Here is a 24,229-nt window from a genome sequence, read left to right on the forward strand (position 1 = left end):
CTCTCAGAGCGATACATCACCCGCATCGGGTCTGCTGCGAGATTCGGGGGGACCTTCACTGTAATGCTGACCTGTTCGCCGCCCGGAGGTGGGGACAAGGCCGTGTTCTGTGCGCATCCACTGACGCTGACCAGCAACAACAAGGCGCCGCTCGTGCGGCCTAGGAGAGCATTCATACTTGTATCCCTTCCTGATTAATCTGAATGTTCATGACTTAAGCGGTTCCCTTGCGATAGAAGCGTTTGGCTAGCTGTGTCGTACCGAAGGACTGCTTCGGGCTTGGGTAATCTCGATCATCTCGCCGAACTCACGCTCTTGGCAGAAGCGTTGTAGGGCTTCAGGCCCACCTTCCAGTGCTCTAGTTGCGCGCAGCGCCATCGACAGTAATGTTTGCAGCGCCAGGAACTGCTCGTTACGGTGTATCTCCGTCTCAGGCACTCCCAGCGTCTGCATCTGCTTCTCAAACGTCGCTCGTTGCACTTTGCGCCGCAGTGGCAGCTTGGAGTCGCTCAACTCCAGCAACTGATTGTGCAGGAAGGGCAGGTAGGCCTTGATCATCGAATGATCCGCAGGGTTGGTGCGGCGGGTACTGCGCTCGGGGTTGGTGTGTGATGGAAACAGATCCGCCATGTTTTCCCGGTTCAATGAACGGATCAGGGCTTTCTGATCTTCGTGGGCGAAGCGACTGAATTCATCGCTTAGGCTTGGTACCAGGTAGATGCGTGTGCGATGCGGGAGTCGCTTAAGAACGGTGGTGTGGTCCGCCGCAAGCCCGTCTTTACTGCGAAAGGCCGAGGAATTGGAGCTCATCGTTTCCACATGCTGGTCGGCTCGGTAAAACATGGCGATTTTCCCGTGATGCCAGTAGGGGTCTCCAAAGCTAACAATTTTTCCGGCCAGCAACTGTCCCACGGACCAGATGTACCCCAGGTCCTGGCCCAACGGACCCAAGGCTTCGTATAGCCAGTTACCCAGCTCCGCTTCGGGCGGCACGCTGGTAACGGTGTCCGCATCGTTCACATGGCGAAAGTGCATCACTGATTTCAGGCGTTCCTGTGCCTTGGCGGTGAAGGTGCGAGGCATGCCGTAGGTATAGAGCAGAGGATTACGATCTTTCAGTTCTGCGGAGTGAATTAGAGCTAGGGCGCCGCCCAAGCTATGACCGCAAATAAATAGCTGTTTACCAGCTAACGCGTCCTGAATGTCATTAAAATCACGTGGAAACAGCTTCTTAGCCACCTCAAACGCCTGCAAAAACCCGTAATGCACGCTGCCGACATCCGTCAAGGGCGTACACGCTGACTTCAAGTCGCAACCACTGCCATCGGCTGGCATAGGCCGGTACAGCACATCAGTCAGCCAGTCCATGGGCTCCTGAGTCCCGCGCCAGGCCACGACTATTTGAGTCTTGTTAAAGAAATAGAAGAGTTGTGTGTTTTCGATGATGTGTCGCGGAATCTCCGGCCCACCCGGCGGGCGCTCGGCCTTCAGTGAGTCCAGCATGACAGCCGTGGTGTAGCGCTCGTCAAAAGGGACATCAATCACTAGCGCTGGCAGACGGCTCCCATTGGAGTCGATCATCGTGGGTGTACGCGACAGGTCCAGACACTGGCGGAAAAAGAACTCCTCTACCGAGCCAGATACCGTACTGGTGTCAGTGTTTGGTTTTTTCTTCAACATGTTCTGGGCGACAACGCTGTAGGAAAGATTGGCCATCAGCCCAAGGTTATAGGCGTTGGCCATGCTGTATTCAGGCTGATGGTGCAGAATCAATGACCAGGCTCGGAAGGGGCAAATTTCCAGGATGTGACGGCGGTCCAGTTCGTCGTCGGGTACCGTGAAACCGCGGAACTTCGGGTCGGGGAAATGAAATGCCGGTAGTTTTTCTTTCTCCGACCACGGCTTCAGGTCCGGGAAGCGATCACATAGCTGGCCGATGCGCAGGTAGTGATAAGAGTGCCCATTGGCCAGTGCCTTCGGCTCGATGGGGGAGAAGAAGGATGGAGAGGGATCATAGCGATAAGGAACTTCCAGAGGCGTTGAAACCCGAGATTCGGCACGTATCGCACGTGGGCGTCGGGTCTGCATCACCTCTGCCAGCGGGTTGGCCGTTAGAAGCAAGGTCACCGCCAGCGGGTGCAACCCTTCCAGGCGAATCACTCCTTGGGCATCGCTCTGGCCGCTGAATTCTGGAATGAGCTTGCAACGAGTCGCCTCATTGATCGCCCGAAAAGGTTGATGAGGCAAAGGGTCCCCTAGCTCATCGAGCAACTGAAACTCCAGCCAGTGCTTGATCTGCTTGCCTCCCTGAACGACCTTGTAGGTGCAAATGGTATCGGTACGATGGTCCCAATCAGACATAACGGGGCTTCCATGAGTCATTTAAGAGTGTGTTCGGCTGGAGTGCTTCAACGGTCACTAAGGGTTTCGCTGGTGTCACGTCGGACTAGACCGGCCTTTGGGCGTCAATCACCTGATAGGCAGGAAACTTGATTATCAGCCAACACCCTGAATCGGTGCTTGCTGAAAGTGAGTAGGAAATTTCCCAAAATACTCTTCGCCAATGAAACTAGTTTGTCAGCAGTGCCCGCGCAGGAGCGGGTCGTTGCGTGATAGCTGTAAGGGATTTCGTTGGCTTTTTGGTTTGATAGCCCACCGGGGCTACCTAGTGCCCTGTAAAACCTCACCGTGGGCGGCGGAGTGCACTGGCAGAGCGAGTTTTTCGGCAACGTGTTCCAGCCAGACCGAACGACACGGTCAACTTCGGCGCCGCTTTTTACGGCGAACCCCGCAGCCTGCAACTGGCGACCAAACGGAACTTCTCGGCTGACGGCCCTGACGGTGTGTGTAATGATCAACCCTCGATCTCTCAAGGGATGGAGCCACCGCCATGTCGCTGAACACCACTGCCCGCCCCGCTCAGGCGCCTTGTTTCTGGCGCGACGAACGCTTGCCGTTTATCGAGGCGCGCACCATTGCCGACGGGCGCAAAGTCACCTATACCCGGCACGCCCATGAGCACTTTTCCATCGGCGCGATCACCACCGGGCGCAGCTATTACCACTACGACACACAGACGTTCGAGATCAGCGCAGGCACCGTGGTGCTGATGAACCCCGGCGACGTGCACGCCTGTAACCCTATCCAGAATGAGCATTGGTCCTACCATATGCTCTACCTGGACACACCCTGGCTGACCGACCTGCAGCACCAGTTGGGTTTCAGCACCGACCAGGGTTACCGCCCGTTCAGCACCCCCTATACCCTAGACGTCTCGCTGTACAACGGCTTATTGGCGTTGTACCGACTGCTGGTGGATGAGCAGGCCGAACTGCTGCACAAACAGAGCGCGCTGGTGGGTTACTTCAGCGAAGTCCAGCAGCGTTTGAACCCCTCGCTTACGCCGATAAGAGAGGTCAATCACAAGCTGGAGCGTGCAGCGGACTTCATCCGTGAACACTGCACCGAGGCGTTGAAGCTGGAGGACATTTGCCTGGCAGCCGAGCTGTCGCCGTCGTACCTGATTCGTGCCTTCAAGCAGTATTACGGGCTGACACCCCATGCCTTCCTGGTCAATCGCCGTATCCAGTTCGCCCGCGCTCGATTGCGCGACGGCGAACTGATTGCCGATGTCGCCCTGGCCGCAGGCTTTGCCGACCAGGCGCACTTCCAACGCACGTTCAAACAGCACTTTGCCGCCACGCCCGGGCAGTACCGCGAGAACCTCAAGCCATCAGCAAATAACCCACACTGGCCACCAGCAACGCGGCCATTGAGCGGTTGAACAGGCGCACGCCCTGCGGGTTGTTCAAGTAGCGACGCAAGAACGTCCCGGCATACGCCCAGCACGCTACCGACAGGTAGCAAATCACCAGGTAAAGCGCCGCAAACAGCCATACCTGCCTGGCGTCGCCATCGGCCACGAACAACCCCATCCCGGCCACGCAGGCCAGCCAGGCTTTGGGGTTGAGCCATTGCATGATCGCGCCGTACAGCATTGATGGCGCGGTAGCGGCGCCTTCAGCGTCAAGTCGACCGTCATCCATCGCCAGTTTCCAAGCCATATACAACAGGAAAGCCACCCCGCCCCACTGGATCACCTGAGTCAGTATCGGCCAGCGCACCAGCACTTCATGCAGCCCCAGGCCGATCAGCACCAGCAGTAAAGTGAAGCCGACTGCCGCGCCGAACACATGTTTCTGGCTGGCGGCAAAGCCAAAGCGTGCACCGCTGCTCAGGGCAACCACGTTGACCGGGCCAGGGGTAATGGAGGTGGCCAGGGCGAAAGCAGCCATGGAAATGATCAAGCTCATTGCAGTCCCTTCTTGTTAAGTCAAACACAGGTGACTTCACGGTAAAGGCTCAGACACTGCGGATATTGAACAAAATGCCCCTTGGTGAACATTTGTGGTGATTCTGTAAAGGCGTGATTCCAGGCCACCTATCTCGGTTAAGGTAGGCGCCCTTTGGCCTTGACTCACTCTTCATGTCAACACTCAAGCACCTGCTGATACTGCTCCCGCTGATCATCATGCCCCAGTCTGCCCACGCCCAGCCCGGCGCTGTGCGTTGGCAGCCGTGCACCGACAGCCCGTTCGACAATTGGTTTGACGCTGAGCCACCGGAGGATCTGCTGTGCGGCTATGTTGAGGCGCCTTTGGGATATTCGGGCAACGCCAAGGCGGACAAGGTACGACTCGCGCTGACCCGCTTGCCTGCCACCAGCGTCAAACAGGGCAGCGTAGTGGTGATCAGCGGGGGGCCGGGTCTGCCCGGGATCAACCCCTTCCTGGCCGATGACGACACCGTGGCCAAGCTCACGCGGTCCTACGACATTATCGGCTACGACCCGCGAGGCGTGGGGCAGTCAACACCAAAGATTTCCTGTGCATTGCCCCAACGTGACGAAAAAACGGTCATCGACGAAAACGACGTTGGCGCCTCGCAAGCGCAGGTCCGCAAAACCCTGGCCGCCTGCATCGAACATACCGGCGCAAAGGTCTTGCAGCACATGGGTACCGACGACGCAGTCAATGACCTTGATGTGATCCGGGCTGCGTTGGGCGAACCCGGTTTAACCGCAGTGGCCTACTCCTACGGCACCCAGGTCGCGGCACTCTATGCCGAACGTTTTCCAGCGCAAACCCGTGCATTGGTGCTGGACGGCGTGGTGGACCTTTCAGAGGACGATTACACCCAACTACTGAATCAGGCTCGCGGCTACCAGCAGACCTTCAAGCGCTTTGCAGCGTACTGCGCAAAAAACCGTGACTGCCCTTTACCGCCCGATGAGGCGGGAGCGAACGAGGCGTTTCATCAACTATTACGCCAGGTATACGACACAGCCTTGATCACGCCCGACAGGGACGAAGTGACCGCCGACGACCTATTGACCACCACTCAAGCGCTGCTGCTGTGGTCCGACCGCTGGCCCGAGCTGATGGCTTTGTTGCACAAGGCCAACGACGGGATCGCCGATGAACAGGTAGCCGGGTTGATTGACGAAAACGTCGGGGAAGATGCCGATGATGCCCTGAGCGTAATCTCTTGTGCAGACGTCGCAATCCCGGGTCGCGATGTTCAGTTATTGCGCAAACAGAGACAGGCGATTCGAGAGGCCTCGCCCTTCACCAATTACCTGGCGGTGCAGCAGTCGGGCCTGGAACTGTGCGACCTGTGGCCATGGCGCGGCACACTTTCAGCCCACGTGCCGGTGGCCGCACCGAGCCTGCCACCGTTGCTGTTTGTCGGCCAGCGATTCGATCCGACTACGCCCTACATCAACGCACAGCAGATGGCGAAATGGTTTAAAAGCCCACTGGTCACCCGTGAGGGAGACGGGCACACCCTGGTGCTCAACGGCATCGACCGCTGCGTGGACGAGACTGTCGTCGACTATCTGCTGGCGCCTCGTGAGACCAGAACGGACAAGACCTGCCGCTAGCCAAGTGCCGAGTGGTGGGGCAAGAGCGTCTGGCTATCCGGTCGTCCCCACCGCCGGATCAAACCACCGCCGCCCGCTCGCGCACAAAGCGCGGCAACTGATCACCCGGCAATGCCTTGCTGAAATACCACCCCTGGATAAACAACTCAGGTCCCGTACTCAAGAACGCCAGTTGCTCGGCAGTCTCCACCCCCTCCACTACCACGCCCAGGTTCAACGCCTCACAAAACCGCAACATGCCGGTCAGCACTTGGGCGCCCTTGGGGTCGCGCTGGGCCACCACAAAACTGCGGTCGATCTTGATAAAGTCCACAGGGAACTGGTGCAGGTAACTCAACGCGGAAAACCCGGTGCCAAAATCATCGAGATACACTTTTGCTCCGGTGGCCTGCAGTTTATGGATGGTTTGGCGGGCGGCGGGAATATCGCTGACCAGCGCATCTTCGGTGATTTCCACCGACACCCGGCCATCGGCCTGGGCAAGAATTTCCACCAGGCGATCACCATAGGCAGCGTCCTTCAAGGTGGCACTGGAAATGTTTATGGTCATGGGCAGTTCAAAGCCGATCTTGCGCCACTTCTGATACTGGCGCACGGCCTGGGAGGCCACCCACACGTCCACGTCCGGCATCAGCCTGGCTTGTGCCAGCCATTGCAGGAACTCCCAGGGTGAATGCACCGTGCCGTGGCTGTCCCGGGCGCGCATCAATGCCTCGCACCCGGTGCACAAGCCGGTACGGGTAGACACCTGGGGTTGGAATTCAAGGTAGAACTCGTAATCGCTGATCTGCTGGATCCGGCTCAATTCAACGGCCTGCCGCGCCAGGGTCCGGTGGGAGGCCATTACCGGATCGAACTCCAGCAGGCGGCCTTTTTCTTCGAGTCCGCGAAAGGTCATGTCCAGAGACTTGAGGTAAACCGTGCCACCGTCGATGGACTGACGATGAATGGCCCGCACGTAGGGCGCATACACCAGCGTGCCCATGCCCAACAGCAACACTTGCAGGGCCACAGCCGCCACGTCGCCATGGGTGCTGAGGTAGGCATTGAGCAGCACCGGCGCGGTAAACGGCACGCTGGCCACCGCCGGCGAGACCCAGCCCAATTGCACCACCGTCAAAGCCACCATCGCGTTGAACGCCGGCACCAGTAGAAACGGTATGAACAAACGCGGGTTGAGAATGATCGGCAAGCCAAACAACAGCACCTCGCTGACGTTGAATAACGACAACGGCAAGCTGGCGATCGCCAGTAACCGCATGGAGTGGCTGCGGGAAAACACCAGGATCGCCAGCAGCAGGCACAAGGTCGCGCCCGATCCGCCGATAAACGCAAAACTGCCGAGCAGGCCGTTATTGAGCAGGTATTGGACCGGCTGTCCCGCCGCCAGCGCCGCACCGTTGAGCGCCACGGCCTGGTCCAGTACATCGAACAACGGCTGCATGGCATAGACGCCGTGAATGCCGAAGAACCACAGCAGCGAATTCATCAGCGTCACAAACAACCCAGTGCTGTAAGGCGATTGCAACGCATCGAGCACCTGAGGCCCCTGCAATTGCGCCACGTAGGGAATCAGCAACAGCAACGTCAGTATCATCACCAGTGACAACGCCGTGATCGCGCCAGGGATCACCATGTTGATGGTGCCCTTGAGGTTATGCCCAACCAGGTCTTCGTTGACCAGACGTGTCCAGCGAAAACGGTGCAGCCAGGCAATGGCCGGCACATTGATCAAGGGCGAAGCGATGGCAATAAACAGCAGGAAGGTGGCCGACGCCCGGGGATACTCGCGCAATACGAACGTGGCAACCACCACGTGGGCCAGGCACAGGAAGGCGACCGGCAGCTGTGGCAGGCGATGCTGGATCGCCAACATGTAACCGATGGAGGCCGCAACCAGCAAGGGAATCACCGAGCTGATCTGGTTGTGCAACCCCGCCAGGAAACTCACTACCTGAGGGGCGAACCCCAACGCCTGGGCGCACTCGGACAGGATCAGGAATCCGGCGGATACCAACAAACACGGCAGTATCCACAACAACCCCTCGCGAATCGCACGCAACGACTCGGTGCTGGCCAAGACCGCCAGGCGCTGGGTAAGGAAAAGTTTGAACAGCGTTTGCGCCATGAGCCGTCCTCTGCCCGTCACCTATTGCCGCTGGAAGCCAGGGCTGGAAACACACGCTAACGCTACACGCCCTGAGTGCAGGAGCAAAAGACTTTTGCCAAGCCGCACCGCGCTTCTTGGGATAAAACGCACGATAGCTGCACTTATTTCCCACCGAATTATCGAACTTTCTGACTTGAAGCAACCCCTAAGGCTATCTGAGTCGGTATCATCCGCGTCTGTCTGCGTGTTAAAGGATGTTACAACTTGCAAACCAGCAGGTACGCAGTCAGGGAATCAGGCCTGGAACGACAACAGGCACAAAGGAGAGAGCTTCACTATGCAAGACAAGCGGTCAAGCAACATGCGTCCCCTATTTGTCACCATTTTGCTGTGGTTGTGCAGTGTGGTGCTGCTGTTTGTAATCAAGAATGTCATTGAGCTGTTCACCGGGCCTGTCGCTGAAACCTGGGTTGACCTGGCATTGGTGCTAGTCGCTTACCTGATGTTCTTCTTGCTGGCGCCGTTGCAGAACTGGATGCGACGCAGAGCCCGCAAACGTGCGCGCCTTCACCCCAGCGCGCACTCAGGCGATTCCAAGTCCCGTCCTTCGCACTAAGGGCACATCCTTGTCAGCACCCAGCGATACTTACCAGCTCGCCTTGGACAGGTTTTTGCGCGATCAGCCACACATCGCCGCTGAGCTGGACAACCTCAACCCGTTGGCCGCCCAGGCCAGGGGGGAAACCCTGGCGCAGTATCGCGCCGAGCGCTTGCACGAAGCGTTCGAAGCCCACGCGGAGCAGCAACACCTGTTCGCCTGGGAACTGACCCTTAAACTGACGGCCGACTCCACCGAAACCTTCGAGGCCCAGCGCCGCGAAGTGCATAAAGAAGTCGCACAGATGGCCGGTATGGACTGGGTGGAGTATTGCCAGCTGCATGGCCTGGCGGTTTGACCTTTACCCTACAAGTACCAGCGTGGCCGGCTACAGGCCATCACTTGGCGCAATTCGGCGACTGTTACGGTTCGACGCTGCGGATCTATCGCCAACGCCGAATGTAATGCCGGCCAGCAGTGCCTGGGTAATTGCGCGGGCCGGGCCAGCCGGTCAGTGAAAGAGCGTGCGCCGATGCGCTGGCCACTAGCCAGCTCATACACAATGCAAGCCATGCCGTATACGTCCGCAGCGCCGCTCAGCGCACCGCCGTCCAGTAACTCCGGGGCCGCGTAGGCGGGTGTCCAGGCATTGAAACGAGTACGGCTGACACTTGGCAAACCCATCGCCTCCTGCGTCTGAGCATGCCCCAGGCCAAAATCGAACAAACATACGCCCTCCTCTCCCACCATGACGTTGGCGGGTTTCACATCGCCATGCAGGACGTTCTTCTGGTGGATGTAGGCCAAAGCATCCAGCAACTGCAGCGCGATGGGTTGCAGTTCCTGCCAGGGCAAACCATAGGGGCACTCCAGCAGCAGCCGGTCGAGGGTCACCCCTTGCAGCAGCTCCATGGTGAAAAACGCAATTTTGCTGTGGGTGTCGACCTCAAAGGAAAACACCCGTACCACACGGTCATGTCGCAGGCTGCGAGCCAACGCAAACTCGCCGTACAACAGCACATGCGCGTCGGGGCACTGGGAAATGGACTCGCCCAGCAGCTTAAGTGCCACCCTGGAGCAAGGCTGGCCCAATTGCTCATGCAACAGATCGCGCGCGCGGTACACCACACCCATGCCGCCGCTGCCCAGGACGTGCTCAAGGTGATAACGCCCTGCCAGCAGACGGGATGGTGCGACCGCCAGGTTCAAGGTTGCACCACAACTGCGGTCAGGTCATCTCGCACCGGCCTGCGCAACGCCCCGGCGAATAATTGTTCCACCGCCTGCCGGGGCGTTCTCCTGCTCAACGCCCGTCCCACCTCGACATGGCTGAGGGTCTGATACAGGCCATCGCTGCACAGCAGGAATACATCCCCAGGGCGAGTACTGAGCTCCAATACCTCAAGGTCCAAACGCGAGCGCGCACCAACGGCGCGGGTCAAGGCCCTGGCATCGGGGTGCGCCTGGGCTTGCGCCACGCTGATATGACGCTCGTCCATGAGGCGCCGCAGCAGCGAGTGATCCTTGGACAACTGGTACAAGTTCTGGCCCCGCCATAGATAGCAGCGACTGTCTCCAGCCCAGACACAGGCCGCCCGCCCGTTCTCCAACAGCAAGGCAACCACGGTACTGCCCATCGTCGCGCCATCATTTGTGTCGGGCTCTGTCCACGCGCGCCGCAATCGCTGGTTAACGCCTTGCAAACTTTCCCGAACGGCATTGATCCGTTGATGGAGGTTGCCATGAGCCGGCACTGAAGCCAGGTGGCTGACCACCCAACGACTGGCGACATCACCGTGCCGATAGCCGCCCATTCCGTCCGCCACAGCCCAGCAACCGCCATGCGGGTTGTCCAGAAACGCATCTTCATTACGCAGTCGCGCCTGCCCTCGCTGGGTGCGCCCGGCACTGCGCCAATGGGCGCCGGCCTGGCTCACAGTTGCTCCGGCAATCGAAAGGTGCGCCATGTGTCCATATCAAACGGCCCTGGCGTGCGCTGGCTGGTCAGCAGGTAATTGGCGCGCAGACCGGCGAGGTCTGCCTTGAAAATCTGCATATTTGCACCACTTGCGGGTTCTTTCTGCAGCAGATCGAAAAACCGGAACAGCGACCAGGCCCCTGCGTTTTTCTCGATGCCCAACGGGCGCTGCTCCGTACCTCTGTCCAGCACAAGGCTGCTGCGCCCATTCTCTGCCTCGGTGGGCCAATGAAACGGCATGGGCGTGATCGGGCCGTGCCGATATTCCAACTGCTGGTCGCCAAACCGCAGTACGGCTCGGCTGACCGATTGGTCCAGGCTGTAGGGCGCCAAGGTAAATCGCACAGATAACTCCCCCGAGTCCTCGCTGAAAAAGCCGCGGCGGATTACCTGGGTTTTCGTCAGTTGGTCCAGCAGCGAGCGCGAAACCGGCAAACTCTGGCCATCCAACCCACGCAACCTGTAGCGGCTGCCATCGGCGCTGATGAAAGGCCGAAGATATCCCTCATAAAAACGTGCCATTACCCCCTGCGGCTTGAAGAACTCCTGAAAATCATGCAGCGCAACATCACTGCTTGCATGGGCATTGAATGGATAACGTCGGCGAAGGGCCTTGGCATAAAGGCTATGTACGTCGCTTTGATACCGTTGATTGACATGCACATACGCCTGCTCCAGCAAATGCCGCCAACTGTCGTCGGCCACGCCCTCGAACCAACCGGCAAGCGGCAGCGGCAGACGCGCAGCAGCATCACGCAAATTGCCCAGTACATCCTGCTGCCCCTCCATACGCTGTCGAGCCCGCAGGAAGGCCGCCTGTTCTGGCGCACTGTCACGGTTCAATGCCGTGAGTTGCAGGTGCAGCTCACCGAGCAAACGCAACGCCTGGGCCAGCTCTGCGCCGGGGTTGTGCTGCTCATCGAGCAACTGATGCAAGGGTTCAAACCGCTGCTGCAATGCCCGCCGTGGCGCATCGTCAAAAACCGACTGCCCATCCGTCAACGTCGCCTTGGCCAGCCCTGCCAGCTCTCCCGAATGCTGGGACACCTTATCCAGCAGCACATGGCCTGGCAGCAAACGAGTGTTTTCCCGCAACTGCTGCAATAGCCGAATCAACGGGGACTGTGCCGAGGTCAGGCTCATGAGCTGGTCGGCATCCTGGCGCAGGCTGTCAGTCTGTTGCAGCCTGACTCGTCCGAGTACGTCGCTCCAGGCATCGGCATACTCACTGAAGTAGCGTTGCTGCAGTTCTGCCATCAACCGCCGCAGATCCTGTGGCCCCAGGTCGGTGCCCTGCCCCAGCACCCAATTATCCTGAGCGATGGCATTGACCAGCCTCGGGCCCTGCGCCTCAAAGTACTGCACATATCTTTTTGTATAGAAACCGGGAACAGGCGGGTCGATCGTGGCAAATACCTTACCCTCGGCCAGGCGCAACGGTTCCAGGTTGCGCGCTTGTTCGCGCAATACTCGATACACGCCATCGGCCAAAGATTCCCCTCTCAGCACTTCGCGGGCCTGGGCCACTCGTTCATCGTTGAGCGGTGTGACAAACGGCCGTTCAAGCAGCCGTGCCAAGTGCTCTCCCAGACGCTTCTGCGTGGGCATATCCCCGGAAAAACGCACCGACCAAAGGCCTGTCACATGCTGTGCCAGCCAGATGGCGTCACGGCGCTCGCGCAGATTGAGCATCAAATACGCACGCAGGTTATCCAATAACCGTTCGCGGTCCCCCAGGCTTGCGTCTATCTGTTCTTCAAGCTGCGCGGTTATCCAGACCAGCAGTTGCTGTTGCAGCGCCTGCTCATAAGCCTGGTCTACCCAGGCACGACTCACCTCGCCCTGATACAGGCCGAGGCGCTCGACCAAGCGCACATCCTGCGCCGCCGGAAACACCCGGGTCGCCGCCAACCGCGCATCCAACAGCCCCAACAACGCCGGGCTTTCATCGTTTTGAGCCCCTGTGGCCGGCATCGTCTGGGCGACCAATGCCGCCAGTTGGACCAGGCGTAGCTGGTTGACGCTGTAGCTGTACATCCACAGGCCACCGACACCGCCAAGAATCAGCGCGACTGTCATCGCTTGCAGGCCCTGGCGCTGACGGATGCGCTGCTGCTCCTGGGCTTGCAGGCTGGCAAGACCGGCTTCGGCAAAGATCACCTGGCTGAACAGCCCCCTCACAAAACGTGCATGCCTGTCATCGGCACAGGTCAGGAAGAACCCTCGCAAACCATTGATGGGTTGGTAGCGATGAGCAGAAAAGGCCATTTCAGCGAACAGGCTTACACGCTCACCGACGCGTGCCGCCTGTTGGGGAAACTCCAGGATCTGACCACGACGTTCAACGTTGCCCTCCTGGTGCAGTCGCGCAATCAGCTCACCGTTCAAACGCTGCAACAATCCCTCGACGGCCTCGTGCACCTGAGTAATTTCAGCCATGCCGCTGCCGACGTCCAGTGGCTGCCCCAGCAGACTGTCGGCACTTTCCCCATGGGGTGAATCAAAGAACTCAGCGAATCCCGGCAATCGATCGGCCTGGGTCAACACCAGATAGATCGGCACATCCACATGTAGCGTTTGCCGGATCTCCTGCAAGCGCGCGTGCACACGACGGGCATGGTGATCCAGGTCGTACTCGCTGGTGTTGAGCAACGTGTCTACCGACAGCGCCACCACCACGCCGTTGAGCGGGCGCACCCGGCGGCGCCACCTGAGGAGATTCAGCAGGGTGGCCCAGCCTGCGGCATCCACTGCACTGTCAGGTTGGGTCAGATAGCGCCCCGGGGTGTCGACGAGTACGCCTTCGTCGGCGAAATACCACTCGCAATGAGCACTGCTGCTCGTCGGTCGCCTGTCAGCGTGTTCAGGCGATAACTGCAAGCCGGCTGCCGCCAGCAGCTGCGTCTTGCCACTGCCCGGCTCACCAATCAACAGGTACCAGGGCAACTCATGGCGCCAACGCGCGCTGCGCTCTCCATAACGGCTGGAGGTTTTCAGCAGGTGAACCGCATCCTTGAACCGAGTGCGTACGCAGCGGTATTCGTTCTCCACACGTGTCGACGGCTGCTGGCGGGGCTGGCGCTCAGACCGTGGACGCCGGGCGGCACGACCACCGCCGGCAAGGACCATCACCAACCCCCAAAGCAGAAACACGACACTGATGGTGACCAGGCGAGCCGTCGCGCCCTGCCAAACAGGCTGATCATTCACCGCCAGCAGCGGCCCCCAAAACCACACCACTGCCGCACACGAAAGCGCCAGCAACAGGCTCCAAACCCAAATCCGGCCCAGCACGGCGCCCACACCCTTGAAGAATGCGCTCATTCTTTGCTCCCTGCGTTTACAAGGACGTGCGGATCAAATCCGACGCCGAAAATTGAAGCGGTTGCAGCGCGTTCGCGCGCTCCTTGCTCAGCACCCAGGCAAATCCTGTGTACATTGCCAGCAAGCAAACCAGGGTGAAGATGACCAACCAGGTAACGGGAACAACGCACAACCCCGTACGCCGGCTCGCCCCGTGCATCGCGGGTACGGGTGGCGCCGGCGACGGCTCCCCGCGTACGTGCCGGATCTGGCGATACAAGGCATCGCGAACACCCTCCAGTTGCGACATGCCGCGCTCCATCACTCGGTATTTGCCCTCGAACCCCAGGGATAGGCACAGGTAAAGCAGCTCCAGCATCGGCAGGTTCTTCACCGGGTCGCGTGATAGACGCTCCAGCAGTTGGAAAACTTTTTCGCCCCCGAAGGTTTCGTTATGAAAGCGGCTCAACAGGCTAACCTTCGACCATTCACTCTGTGCCCCCCACGCCGTAGTAACAACCGCCTCATCGATCACACTGCACAACACATAACGCGCCGACATGACTTGGCTGCTTTCAACACCGCCCTGCAAGGCGCGGGTTTCGAATTGAGTCACCGTCAATGACAATCGGTCGTTGAGCGTGCCCAGGTCTTCGCGACCAGAGCAGACCCTGAGCGCCACGATCTCGGACAACACCGCCCAAGCCGCAGCCACCAGCGGGTTGAGCCCAGCCTTGAAGCTCGACGCATCGAGCATACGGCCGGCATAGATCATGCGATCTTCCAGCTGCTCATAGCGTGGCGGCGATGGGAAGTCCGTCAATGCCCCCTGTGCAGGCCCATGACCCTCGCGGTCGAGCAGGACGGTTCTTTCATCCTGTGTGTACTCACTGTCCATGGCATTCAATTCCTGATGGCCCAAAAGTTGAGTTCAAGCCCGGCGAAGTCACCGCCTACGTGGAACGCGAAACCGCCCGACTGCTGCAATTGCGCGATCTCGGGGGCACTCATATCGAGGATGAAGTAGGTCTTGCCGGCATGAAACGGAATCTGCCGCGGCGCCACTGGCAGCGGCTTGACCTTGATACCGGCCAGGTGCAGGTTGACCAACTCACGTATGCGCTCTACCGGCCCGACTTTCAGGTGTGCCGGCAGGCGCTGGCGCAGTTCCTCTGCCTCACACTGCGCGGTGGCTGCCAGGATGAACGTGGCCGTGCCGAGCAATTTCAACTCGTTGACCGGGCAGACCAGAACGCCGTACTGGCGTGGTTGCAATGTCAATTCGATCGCATGTTGCTCAAGCACCACCGACAGGACGGCGCGTAGGCGCTCCATCAACCCACGAAAACTGGCGCCCTGGTCGCTGTGTCGATAATGCACGTCCAGCTGCGCGCGTTTACTGTCACAGGCGAACGTTGATAGCTCGCCGAGCATCGACACCAACAGGCGGAACAGCGCTTCGGGTCGAACCTGGGCCTGGCTCAGGCAGTGCCGCAGCGCAAGTTCGGTACGATTGATCACCTGCAGCATCAGGAAATCACCGAGTTGTGTGCTTGCAGCCGTGCTCTCGCCACGAATGCGCGCCGCGATGGCATCGCCGCGGCTGGCAAGCAGACCGACGACTTCGTTAAGGCACGACGCCAAGTAGCCATGCTCCTGCACGAAAATGAAGGTCGGGATGAACGCGGTATCCAGGCTCACGCCCCCTTCACCGCTGACGTCCAGTACCTGGGCAACCTTGAGTTTGACGAAGCTCTGATCACCCGCCTGCTCGCCCAATACAAGGCGTAAGTCGGGCCGTGCGCAGCTGATTCGGCAACGCGCATCTACACCCAGGTTGGAGTCTCCCACTTCCACTTCGCATCGCAGGTAACGCGCCAGAACATCGCTCTGTTCAGGCTGGCGGACCTCAAGGTGATTGCCGCTGGCCAGGGGCAGTGCCAGGTAAATGCCCTGCCTGCCCGCATCAGTTGGCACCTGCAACACCAGCGGTTCCATAGCGGCACTCAAATCAAACAAGCTACCGTCCGGCAAGACGCCACTCGCCTGGTTGACCACCAGCTTGCCCAGCTTTAGGTATTGCTCATTCAATTCCAGCGTAAGGAAGCCCCAGGCATCACTGCCCAACAGGCGCGTCTGGTTGAGTTGCTGCTGGTAATAGCGGTCGTTGTGCTGCAAGTGCTGTGGCCGCAGCAACATGCCTTCTTGCCAGATCACTTTATGAACAGGCATCTCAGCGCACCTCCATCCCGGCGAGCGAGTCGACGACGCGTATACCGTCCTGGTCCAGCACCAGATCGGCACGGTTGCGCTGGTGCATAGTCACGGGGATCAACTGCCGCCATTGAACGTGCGGCAAGTCTCGGTAAGCCGCCAACACCCCTACAAAACGACTGTCGGGACCGATACGGAGTTTGAGCGCCAGGTGGTCACCTGGACGCAGCTCGACTTCTTCACTGCTTACCCAGTCCTTTGCCAGCAATTGCTGCGCCTTGTCATACAGGCTGAAGAAGTCGGCATGTTCGAAGGCTACGCCATGGCGCAGTTCGATCAACTGCACCACCACGGGAGAGGGGCGACCGTGCAGGTCAGGGTTGACGTGCTCGTTGGCGGTCAACACAACGTCCAGCTTGGTCAGCGTGGAAAAAGGCGATACGGCGCTGCAACCCGCCAAGAAACCAAACAAAAGCAACACCAAAGCACGGGTAGCTCGATACATGAATATCATCCTGAAAAATCAATGTGCAGGGAGGAGATCAGGCGCACCTGTTCTTCATAGGCCGTGGCGAAATCGCCGTTCAACGGGCGATCGTTCAACGGCCCTTGCGCCACCAAACGCTGGTAGTGACGCTGGTAAGCACGCCAACGCGCGCCATCGGTGAAAAATCGTGGCGGCTTGCCCTGAGATTCAAAGCACCAGGCCAAATGGTTCGGCTCGAAGGCCGTGTACACCTTGTTCACGGTGCTGCGACACGCAGCCTGCAGCGCGACCTGATGTACCTGCAGCTCCCGATGAGCCAGACCAATCGCCCGCGAGGCGGGCATTTGGCCCAAAGCCCCTGTATCCAGCAGTGCGGATAACGCCGCGTTGGTGTCGCTGAACATTTTCAAGGGGTTCTGGGCTGCGCCCTGACTGTCGAACGACGACCTCCCCCATTCGTGATGCAACTCTTCACGCGTGCGCAGGGCTTGTTGCAGCCCCTGGATCGTCAAGCGAAACAAGCCCGCCACCTTGATCGCCAACACCTCCCTGGCCGCTGGATCGAGTGCGTCGAGCCCCACGCCCAAGGCCGCCGCGAACTGTGACCAGAACACTTCATCAGTCGAGGGTGCCATTGCACTAACGTGCACCGCAGCAACCTCTACCCCGGGTTCTGCCCGGCGCGGGAATGTCACATGCTCCCTATCGGTCCCGTGGCGTTCGGCCCACACCCCTTGCTCATCAACGGCCTCGCTCAATGCTGCCAGGTCATCCGAGATGGCCTGCTGCTGGTGCTCCAGGTCCAGCGCGTGCAGAGGGTCCAGGGACAGGAAGGCATCATCGGGAATCGGTACTGCCACACTGGCACGCAGCTCGCCGCAAGGTCGTGCGGGTTGCAACAAACGCGCACGTAGCACCAACGCCCCAAGTTCGAATACATCGCCATCATTGATCAATCGCGCCTGCCCCTTGCGCAGGCGTTCAGCACTGCCTGCCACGCCAATACCGTTGCGGCTGATATCAGTCAGGAAATAGCGTCCCTCACGGTAACCGACTAATCCATGGTGACTGGAGAGCACGCGGCTGGGGTCGGGTATCACCCAGTCACATCCGGGGCCGCGGCCAATCACGCCGCCCACTGCGTCAAATACTTTGTGGGCCGAGGGTTCGGCGCTGGCGCTGTCGACCGTACAGACCTCAAACACAAGCTGCATCGTCATGATCCCTCTATTCATCGGCCACGAATAATTGCCTGTGGGTCACCCAGAGGACGGTACTCGGCATCATCGAACACGTAGTTGGCGTTACAGCCACCCAGCAAACACAACACAAGCAACACGGCGTGCCATGGACGGTCAGGCATCAGGTTTCTCCCACAGTAAAAATCAAGTGCACCACTAGCATTTCCCCCTGGCATCGCCGACGAGGATATTCAAGCGTGCAAGACGGTAAAGCAGCGTGCGTCGGGCAACCCCTAGCTCCCGCGCGGTACGGGTGCGATTGCCATGGTTCTTGTGCAAGCAATCGAGCAGGAACACTCGCTCTACTCGTTCCATGCGCTGGCGCAGCGTCACATCGTCGCTCGCGGCCGGCGCCGCAGTCGGTGGCAACGCCAGGTGCTCCGGCAAGATCACGCCGGCGTCACACAACAACACGGCACGCTCAACCATGCATTTAAGCTCGCGTACGTTGCCGGGAAAGGCGTGGCCGGACAGTTGATCAAGGGCCAGGGTGGACCAACCCACGGGAGACCTCTCCAGCGCCGCGCACGCCTCGTCAGTGAAATAGCGCGCCAGTTGCAGCAGGTCGCCGTCTCGCTCGCGCAGGGCCGGTAACGTGATCGGAAACTGCACGAGCCGGTAATAGAGGTCTTCGCGAAAGCGCCCCTCGGCGACCATCGCAGCGAGGTCGCGATGAGTGGCCGCAATGATCCGCACGTCGACCTTATGCGCCGCGCTGGCACCCAGCGGCCGGACCTCGCCCTCCTGCAAGGCCCGCAGCAATTTGGCTTGCAGTGCCAGCGGCATGTCGCCGATTTCATCCAGCAGCAATGTACCGCCGTGCGCGGCATCAAACAGACCCGCATGATTGCGCTCGGCCCCCGTGAACGCACCTTTGCGATAACCGAAGAGCTCGCTCTCAAGCAGCCCTTCAGGGAACGCTGCGCAGTTCTGCACGACGAAGGCTTTCTCCCGGCGCGGGCCGGCCGCATGAATGGCCCGAGCTACCACTTCCTTGCCGGTACCGGTCTCGCCGCACAGCAGTACGGTATACGGGGTATGCAGGACTTTACTGATCAAATGGCACGTCTGTTTCATCGCCGCACTGGAGCCAATCAATCCGTACTCCCTGGCCAATGGCTTGTTGCACCTGAGCCTTGAATCAACGTTGGGCTGCATACTGCGCAGTACCAGCAGCTGGTTCACGGCGAAGCTGCCCAACTGCGCCAGGGAGGTGGCGTAGCCTTGCAACTGGCCCGGCTGTTGCCGAGCGCACAGCAGCACACCGGCGACCCGCTCACCACGATTGAGCAACGGCACGCTCAACAGCGCCCGCCAGGGCTTCACCGGTACGGGCAGGAAATTAACGTCATGGCAACTGCTCTGCACATCTTCCAGGCTCAGGACAGCACCTTGGCTCAAGGTATGGTTCAACAGGGGTGGATGGTGCAGATCAGAATCTGCGACCGCGACGACCATCGATGCCGCCTCGGACAAATGTTGCGCAATCAGTTCAAGGCGGCCGGTCACTTCATTGAGCAGGTAAAACTGGCTGAGTTCGCACTGGCTCAGTTGTGCCACACCGGCGACGAGCGCGTCAGGCAGCGCCTGTTCATCACGGCACAACGCCAGGCGTGTAAAGCAGGCGGCCAGCGCATTGGCGTATACCAGTGGGTCGGACAATTCGCCTGGCAGGTCCACATTCATCATGATCATCAACCCCTGTGAAAATTGCCGGCAAGCGTAACCACGCCGTCGGCCTGTTCATGCGCCAGCCAGGTGGTCCAGCCCAGGCGGCAAAGCGTGTTTTCGCCGATGTGCAACGGTCTGACCTCGCCCGGCGCCAACGTCAGGCGCAGGTCGTATTCCAGAGGGTCGCGCAGGGTCAGTCGCACCAGCGCGCACAGCCGCTGGTACGCCTCAGCGATAGGCAGAAAATCATGGAAACGCTGCCAACCCAGCGCCGGAAGATGCACCCTGAACTTACCGCTGCGGTCAGCGATGCGATGCCCCAGGACAAGGTCCTGACCAAGGGCACTGTTGGCCCGCCCCAGATGATTGCATTGCAACTGGCTGACCTCGACCGTGCGCTCCACCCATTGCTCGATAAACAACGCGTCGTGCTTGAAGTAGTAACGCAGGACAGCCTCGAGCAGCGCAGCCGAGTGCACTCGCAAACTCAGCAGGCCCAGATAAGGCAGCAGGCGCTTGCAATCAAGCTGCGAAGCACTGCGAATTGCGCTGTCGCCCAGCCCCATCAAGGCAAACATCTGCTCGGAAAACCTGTCGTTAGCACCTGCCCGGAAACACGCCCGATAACGGTATTTGCGCCAGATCGGCAACATCAAGCGCTGCAGGCGGTGATGGAACAGATCAAGGAAATCCCGAGTCGGGTTGCCGCCCGAACGCTCTGCAAACGCTTGCTCGGCGTAAAACGCAGGCAGCGGCGAGCCGGCACCGAATAACCCCAATACGTTGAGACGCAAGCGAGCGCGCAAGGCCCCGTGCTCGCTGAAAAACTCCACGCGGTCGATATCGTGCGCGGCAAACCCAAAACCGGGGTTGGCCTGGAACTCCAATTGGTCATACAGCGCCTCGTCATCCAGCAGCGGATGGGCCTCGCGCAGTCGTTCGATGACCTGCACAATCGCCTGAAATAGCGTGTACTCACGAATCACACGGCAAAGTTGAGTCAAAACAGCGGTTGCTGCCCCATCCGGGATGGCCATAGGTACACGTCTCCTTGTGTGCTGATGACCCGCAACTCGTGATACGAATTGAGGCTGGCATAGAGTGCAAAGAACTGATTGAGAACAGAGGCGAATACAAACAGATCGCCCTGACCGACAAAGCCCTGGGGATCAACCGTCAGCTCGACCTGCAAGCCTCGAACAGGCAGCCCGCGGTGCAGACGGTCCACCGCCTCATGGCGAATGGAGCGCAAAGCGCTCAACCTTTTCTGACTGACCTTCAGCGCCTGTCGATCGTGATAGCGTGGCAAGTCGTAGGTTTGGAGTATCACTTTCAAGGCATTGATATCGGTCAACGACAGATAGTTGACCGACATATTGCTGATGAGCTTCCACAAAAAATCCTGGTCCAGTGGCGGCGCAAAGCTCGCGGTGGGTGTGGTGATGTTGCAAAACCCCAATGACTCCGGGGTCTGTTCCCCGGGCAGGCTGATTTCGCCTGCACGAAGTTGGCGCGGCAGGTTGCAATTGGTACAGGTCAGTTCGACCGACAGGGTTTCCTGGCCCTGTTCGCGGCGGCTGGGGAATCCCATCCAGGTATCAAGCCCGCCATGCTGTACCGACGAACGCTGGCGAATGCTGTAACTGGAGGGGGCCGCCGTAGCCTCGTGATCGCAGTCATGTTCGAACGACTCGAACGGCACATAGGTCTGATAGCCCAACCCGCCGGGGCGCCACCCGGTGACCTGGTCCACGGAAAACACACTGGCATTGCCCGGCGTATATTCCCCAGGTACCAACAGGTACTCATCCTGTTTACCGTCCAGGCGAATGGGGATCGCATCCTGTTTGAACAGGTTGACGATGGGCGTGCAATACAGCTTCACGTTGTCCAGGGTTGGACGCAGGGGATCACGGCCCTGGGTGTGAAGTTCGAAGCGCATCACCATGCCATGCGCCTCCCGGAGCAGCTCGTCAGGCAGCGTGTGCACCACGTTCAGCCCTTCGACGTCGACAAACAGGTATTTCTCGGGAAAAGCGAAGTACTCCTGCAGATGCCGATAACCATCAAAGGTATTCTGCGGATAAGGAATCAGCGCCTGCTCCGGGGAAAACCCCACTGGCTGGACCTGGCCGGCACTGAGGCGCAGCGTTACAGGTTGCCCGTCGCGGGTCCTCACCAGTACACCCTCGTGATCCAGCAGCGACAGGCAGATACTGTCGACATGGCGCAACAGGCTGAGGTACAGGCCCTGACTGATGTAGTGGTCGCCAGCCAAGTGCAGCCTCAGCGAATCAAATGCCAACTCACTGAAGTTACCTTGGGTACTCATGGTCAGTTGCAACTCCAGCCAGGCTCCCTCGCCCTGGCAGCGGTATTCCAGGCCACTGAGTTGCAGGGGCATGATGTCGGTGGCATAGCATGTGCGGAACCGGCAACGCTCACCCTTGATGGGAGCGCTTTCCACGGCGGTGTCCCGGGCCACTCGAACACTGGGGCCGGCACGTTTCAAGGGGTCGAATTGCAGGATGCTGAAGGCCGGTGTTGGCCGCATGTAATGGGGCCATAACAAGTGCATCAACGAATGCGTCAGCTCCGGCAGTTCGTCATCCAGCTTTTGTCGCAGGCGAGCGGTCAGAAATGCAACCCCCTCCAGTAAACGCTCGACATCCGGGTCCTGGCCGGCCTCAGCAAGAAACGGCGCCAGAGCTGGATTGCGCTCGGAAAAACGCCGCCCTTGTTGGCGCAGCGCGCTGAGTTCACTTTGAAAGTAGCGGTTAAACGTCATGGACGAAAACCTCTACCCGCCCGGCTTGCGCAAGACGGGCCTGAAACACGACCGGTTGCAGGACGCCGTCGATAACTCGCTCAGCTTCAATTGCAAATGCCAGGACCAGGGACCCACGCACATCGGGCAACAGCCTGACATGCACATTCGCCAGTCGCGGTTCGTAGGCCTGGATAAAACGCTCGATATGCAGCCGCGACTGAGTCAATGATTCATGCAGGCTCAGTCGCATGTCGTTGAGATCAGGCAAACCATAATCAGCCAGTGTCTGGACACTGCCCGCACGTGTGCTGAGCATTTTCCCCAGATGTGCGGCGATGGACGCCACAGGACACCCTCGAGTCGATGCACCGTATTCAAGACGCTCGAAAAGGCTGTTGTGCTGAATCATGCCCTGGCCTCTGCTCATTCTTTATCGAGCTTGCCAACCAGGGACAAGGTGAAGTCTGCCCCCATGTACTTGAAATGCGGGCGCACTGTCACGTTGACGCGGTACCAGCCTGGCTCGCCCTCGACATCACTGACGACGATGCGCGCGGCACGCAGTGGGCGCCGTCCACGCACTTCGGCGCTGGGGTTTTCCTGGTCCGCCACATATTGGCGAACCCACTTGTTGAGTTCCTGCTCAAGGTCCGTGCGCTCTTTCCAAGCGCCCAACTGTTCGCGTTGCAGAACCTTGAGGTAATGGGCCAGGCGGTTGACCACCATCATGTAGGGCAATTGGGTGCCCAAGCGGTAATTCAGTTCTGCCGCCCTGCCTTCTTCACTGATGCCAAAGGATTTGGGCTTTTGCACGGAGCTGGCGGAAAAGAACGCTGCATTGTCGCTGCCCTTGCGCATGGTCAAGGCGATGAACCCTTCTTGCGCCAGCTCGTATTCGCGCCGATCCGATACCAGCACTTCAGTAGGGATCTTGGTTTCAATCTCGCCCATGCTCTGGAAGTGATGCAGTGGGAGGTCCTCGACGGCCCCGCCGCTTTGCGGCCCGATGATATTCGGGCACCAGCGAAAGCGAGCGAAACTGTCTGTCAGGCGTGTGGCAAAGGCATAGGCGGTATTGCCCCACAGGTAATGCTCGTGGCTGTTAACCACGTTTTCCTGATACGCAAAGGTCTTGACTGGGCACTCAAGGGGGTCATACGGGGTGCGCAACAGAAAGCGCGGGACAGTAAGGCCAATGTAACGGGCGTCTTCGCTCTGGCGAAAGCTTTGCCATTTGGCAAACTGCGGCCCTTCGAAATGATCCCGCAGGTCTTTCAGGTCGGGCAGCCCGGTGAAGCTTTCCAAGCCAAAGAAACTCGGCCCCGCCGCAGCAATAAAGGGGGCGTGAGCCATGCTGGCGACGCTGGAGGCGTATTGCATCAGCTTTACATCGGGCGCACTGGGCGAGAGAAAATAATTGGCAATGATCGCACCCACCGGCTGCCCACCGAACTGACCGTATTCAGCGCTGTAAACATGCTTGTAAAGCCCGGACTGAGTGATTTCCGAGGAATCCTCGAAATCATCCAGCAGGTCTTCGCGTGAGACATTCAACAGCTCGATCTTGATGTTCTCGCGAAAATTGGTGCGGTCGACCAGCAACTGCAACCCCCGCCAGGAAGCTTCCAGCGCCTGGAAGTCGGGATGGTGCAGGATCTCATCCATTTGCTGGCTGAGCTTGGTATCGATTTCGGCGATCATCCGGTCGACCAGGCGTTTCTTTACCGGTTCGTCACGGTTGTGTGGCTTGAGCAGCTCCGCGATAAACGCCGATACGCCGCGCTTGGCGATGCCGTAAGCCTCGTCGTCGGCGCTCAGCAATGTCTGGGCGGTGATGTTGTCGAGGATGCTGCAGGTGTGGATAGTCTGTACCGATTGCAGCTCGTGTTGAATCGTGGTCATGGTATCAGTGT

At 59.4% G+C, this 24,229-nt stretch carries 20 protein-coding genes; 4 read left to right on the top strand and 16 right to left on the bottom strand.

Annotated features, from left to right (window positions below; all coding sequences use genetic code 11):
* Positions 1 to 246: 246 nt before the first annotated feature.
* Positions 247 to 2,361 carry a lipase family protein gene (locus E4P00_RS21650; RefSeq protein WP_248133020.1) on the bottom strand — a complete coding sequence of 705 codons (2,115 nt, stop codon included), beginning with the start codon at positions 2,359 to 2,361 and terminating at the stop codon, positions 247 to 249.
* Between the two features lie 529 nt (positions 2,362 to 2,890).
* On the opposite strand from E4P00_RS21650, the gene E4P00_RS21655 reads away from it, so the two are divergent.
* Complete coding sequence (locus tag E4P00_RS21655) at positions 2,891 to 3,784, top strand: AraC family transcriptional regulator (protein ID WP_078821524.1); 894 nt, start codon at positions 2,891 to 2,893, stop codon at positions 3,782 to 3,784.
* On the opposite strand, the gene E4P00_RS21660 is transcribed toward E4P00_RS21655, so the two are convergent.
* Positions 3,726 to 4,313: a LysE family translocator gene (locus tag E4P00_RS21660; protein ID WP_148853701.1), complete on the bottom strand. Its 588-nt coding sequence runs from the start codon at positions 4,311 to 4,313 to the stop codon at positions 3,726 to 3,728. The two genes, E4P00_RS21655 and E4P00_RS21660, sit on opposite strands and share 59 nt — an antisense overlap.
* Positions 4,314 to 4,486: 173 nt before the next feature.
* On the opposite strand from E4P00_RS21660, the gene E4P00_RS21665 reads away from it, so the two are divergent.
* Positions 4,487 to 5,944: an alpha/beta hydrolase gene (locus tag E4P00_RS21665; RefSeq protein WP_248133022.1), complete on the top strand. Its 1,458-nt coding sequence runs from the start codon at positions 4,487 to 4,489 to the stop codon at positions 5,942 to 5,944.
* 58 nt (positions 5,945 to 6,002) lie between these two features.
* Here the strand turns inward: E4P00_RS21665 and E4P00_RS21670 are convergent, their stop codons facing one another.
* On the bottom strand, positions 6,003 to 8,072 hold the full coding sequence (locus tag E4P00_RS21670) for an EAL domain-containing protein (RefSeq protein WP_248133024.1): 2,070 nt from the start codon (positions 8,070 to 8,072) through the stop codon (positions 6,003 to 6,005).
* Between the two features lie 343 nt (positions 8,073 to 8,415).
* Between E4P00_RS21670 and E4P00_RS21675 the strand changes: the two genes are divergently transcribed.
* Together E4P00_RS21675 and E4P00_RS21680 are read left to right on the top strand one after the other, a co-directional pair.
* Positions 8,416 to 8,670, top strand: coding sequence for a hypothetical protein (locus E4P00_RS21675; protein WP_228309798.1), 255 nt, complete (start codon positions 8,416 to 8,418; stop codon positions 8,668 to 8,670).
* 10 nt (positions 8,671 to 8,680) lie between these two features.
* A complete protein-coding gene (locus E4P00_RS21680; protein ID WP_032876009.1) occupies positions 8,681 to 9,010 on the top strand; it encodes a DUF6388 family protein in 330 nt (109 codons plus the stop codon).
* 8 nt (positions 9,011 to 9,018) lie between these two features.
* On the opposite strand, the gene E4P00_RS21685 is transcribed toward E4P00_RS21680, so the two are convergent.
* The 13 genes from E4P00_RS21685 to tssC are packed head-to-tail and all read right to left on the bottom strand — an operon-like array spanning position 9,019 to position 24,218.
* The gene (locus tag E4P00_RS21685) at positions 9,019 to 9,861 is read right to left on the bottom strand and encodes a serine/threonine-protein kinase (protein ID WP_032876012.1); all 843 of its coding nucleotides are present in this window, start codon (positions 9,859 to 9,861) and stop codon (positions 9,019 to 9,021) included.
* Positions 9,858 to 10,589, bottom strand: coding sequence for a PP2C family serine/threonine-protein phosphatase (locus E4P00_RS21690; protein WP_032876015.1), 732 nt, complete (start codon positions 10,587 to 10,589; stop codon positions 9,858 to 9,860). The genes E4P00_RS21685 and E4P00_RS21690 overlap by 4 nt, the downstream gene beginning before the upstream one ends.
* Positions 10,586 to 13,954, bottom strand: coding sequence for a type VI secretion system membrane subunit TssM (gene tssM / locus E4P00_RS21695; protein WP_248133026.1), 3,369 nt, complete (start codon positions 13,952 to 13,954; stop codon positions 10,586 to 10,588). The genes E4P00_RS21690 and tssM overlap by 4 nt, the downstream gene beginning before the upstream one ends.
* A 16-nt stretch (positions 13,955 to 13,970) precedes the next feature.
* Positions 13,971 to 14,831: a type IVB secretion system protein IcmH/DotU gene (gene icmH, locus E4P00_RS21700; protein ID WP_228309796.1), complete on the bottom strand. Its 861-nt coding sequence runs from the start codon at positions 14,829 to 14,831 to the stop codon at positions 13,971 to 13,973.
* Positions 14,832 to 14,836: 5 nt separating this feature from the next.
* Positions 14,837 to 16,165: a type VI secretion system baseplate subunit TssK gene (gene tssK, locus E4P00_RS21705; RefSeq protein WP_078821531.1), complete on the bottom strand. Its 1,329-nt coding sequence runs from the start codon at positions 16,163 to 16,165 to the stop codon at positions 14,837 to 14,839.
* A 1-nt stretch (position 16,166) separates the two neighbouring features.
* The gene (gene tssJ / locus E4P00_RS21710) at positions 16,167 to 16,652 is read right to left on the bottom strand and encodes a type VI secretion system lipoprotein TssJ (RefSeq protein WP_032876027.1); all 486 of its coding nucleotides are present in this window, start codon (positions 16,650 to 16,652) and stop codon (positions 16,167 to 16,169) included.
* A 5-nt stretch (positions 16,653 to 16,657) separates the two neighbouring features.
* The gene (tagH, locus tag E4P00_RS21715; protein ID WP_248133028.1) at positions 16,658 to 17,854 is read right to left on the bottom strand and encodes a type VI secretion system-associated FHA domain protein TagH; all 1,197 of its coding nucleotides are present in this window, start codon (positions 17,852 to 17,854) and stop codon (positions 16,658 to 16,660) included.
* Between the two features lie 11 nt (positions 17,855 to 17,865).
* Positions 17,866 to 17,997: a type VI secretion protein gene (locus E4P00_RS21720; RefSeq protein WP_078821533.1), complete on the bottom strand. Its 132-nt coding sequence runs from the start codon at positions 17,995 to 17,997 to the stop codon at positions 17,866 to 17,868.
* Between the two features lie 34 nt (positions 17,998 to 18,031).
* On the bottom strand, positions 18,032 to 19,561 hold the full coding sequence (locus E4P00_RS21725; protein ID WP_248133058.1) for a sigma 54-interacting transcriptional regulator: 1,530 nt from the start codon (positions 19,559 to 19,561) through the stop codon (positions 18,032 to 18,034).
* A gap of 8 nt (positions 19,562 to 19,569) precedes the next feature.
* Positions 19,570 to 20,583, bottom strand: a complete 1,014-nt coding sequence (tssG, locus tag E4P00_RS21730) for a type VI secretion system baseplate subunit TssG (protein ID WP_248133030.1) — start codon at positions 20,581 to 20,583, stop codon at positions 19,570 to 19,572.
* Positions 20,547 to 22,334 carry a type VI secretion system baseplate subunit TssF gene (gene tssF / locus E4P00_RS21735; RefSeq protein ID WP_248133033.1) on the bottom strand — a complete coding sequence of 596 codons (1,788 nt, stop codon included), beginning with the start codon at positions 22,332 to 22,334 and terminating at the stop codon, positions 20,547 to 20,549. Before tssF ends, tssG begins: the two co-directional genes overlap by 37 nt.
* Entirely contained in the window at positions 22,324 to 22,725 is a 402-nt protein-coding gene (gene tssE / locus E4P00_RS21740) for a type VI secretion system baseplate subunit TssE (protein ID WP_078821536.1), read from the bottom strand. Before tssE ends, tssF begins: the two co-directional genes overlap by 11 nt.
* Positions 22,726 to 22,739: 14 nt before the next feature.
* Complete coding sequence (gene tssC, locus E4P00_RS21745) at positions 22,740 to 24,218, bottom strand: type VI secretion system contractile sheath large subunit (protein ID WP_005788785.1); 1,479 nt, start codon at positions 24,216 to 24,218, stop codon at positions 22,740 to 22,742.
* Between the last annotated feature and the right edge of the window lie 11 nt (positions 24,219 to 24,229).

Origin of the sequence: Pseudomonas sp. B329 (assembly GCF_023127835.1) — a bacterium.
GTDB classification, from domain to species: domain Bacteria; phylum Pseudomonadota; class Gammaproteobacteria; order Pseudomonadales; family Pseudomonadaceae; genus Aquipseudomonas; species Aquipseudomonas synxantha_A.

What these genes read in the sequence shown, in the direction of transcription:
- E4P00_RS21650 (WP_248133020.1), bottom strand. Translation starts at nt 2,361, where the DNA reads ATGTCTGATTGGGACCATCGTACCGATACCATTTGCACCTACAAGGTC.
- E4P00_RS21655 (WP_078821524.1), top strand. Translation starts at nt 2,891, where the DNA reads ATGTCGCTGAACACCACTGCCCGCCCCGCTCAGGCGCCTTGTTTCTGG.
- E4P00_RS21660 (WP_148853701.1), bottom strand. Translation starts at nt 4,313, where the DNA reads ATGAGCTTGATCATTTCCATGGCTGCTTTCGCCCTGGCCACCTCCATT.
- E4P00_RS21665 (WP_248133022.1), top strand. Translation starts at nt 4,487, where the DNA reads ATGTCAACACTCAAGCACCTGCTGATACTGCTCCCGCTGATCATCATG.
- E4P00_RS21670 (WP_248133024.1), bottom strand. Translation starts at nt 8,072, where the DNA reads ATGGCGCAAACGCTGTTCAAACTTTTCCTTACCCAGCGCCTGGCGGTC.
- E4P00_RS21675 (WP_228309798.1), top strand. Translation starts at nt 8,416, where the DNA reads ATGCGTCCCCTATTTGTCACCATTTTGCTGTGGTTGTGCAGTGTGGTG.
- tssM (WP_248133026.1), bottom strand. Translation starts at nt 13,954, where the DNA reads ATGAGCGCATTCTTCAAGGGTGTGGGCGCCGTGCTGGGCCGGATTTGG.
- icmH (WP_228309796.1), bottom strand. Translation starts at nt 14,831, where the DNA reads ATGGACAGTGAGTACACACAGGATGAAAGAACCGTCCTGCTCGACCGC.
- tssK (WP_078821531.1), bottom strand. Translation starts at nt 16,165, where the DNA reads ATGCCTGTTCATAAAGTGATCTGGCAAGAAGGCATGTTGCTGCGGCCA.
- tssJ (WP_032876027.1), bottom strand. Translation starts at nt 16,652, where the DNA reads ATGTATCGAGCTACCCGTGCTTTGGTGTTGCTTTTGTTTGGTTTCTTG.
- tagH (WP_248133028.1), bottom strand. Translation starts at nt 17,854, where the DNA reads ATGACGATGCAGCTTGTGTTTGAGGTCTGTACGGTCGACAGCGCCAGC.
- E4P00_RS21720 (WP_078821533.1), bottom strand. Translation starts at nt 17,997, where the DNA reads ATGCCTGACCGTCCATGGCACGCCGTGTTGCTTGTGTTGTGTTTGCTG.
- E4P00_RS21725 (WP_248133058.1), bottom strand. Translation starts at nt 19,561, where the DNA reads ATGAATGTGGACCTGCCAGGCGAATTGTCCGACCCACTGGTATACGCC.
- tssG (WP_248133030.1), bottom strand. Translation starts at nt 20,583, where the DNA reads ATGGCCATCCCGGATGGGGCAGCAACCGCTGTTTTGACTCAACTTTGC.
- tssF (WP_248133033.1), bottom strand. Translation starts at nt 22,334, where the DNA reads ATGACGTTTAACCGCTACTTTCAAAGTGAACTCAGCGCGCTGCGCCAA.
- tssE (WP_078821536.1), bottom strand. Translation starts at nt 22,725, where the DNA reads ATGATTCAGCACAACAGCCTTTTCGAGCGTCTTGAATACGGTGCATCG.
- tssC (WP_005788785.1), bottom strand. Translation starts at nt 24,218, where the DNA reads ATGACCACGATTCAACACGAGCTGCAATCGGTACAGACTATCCACACC.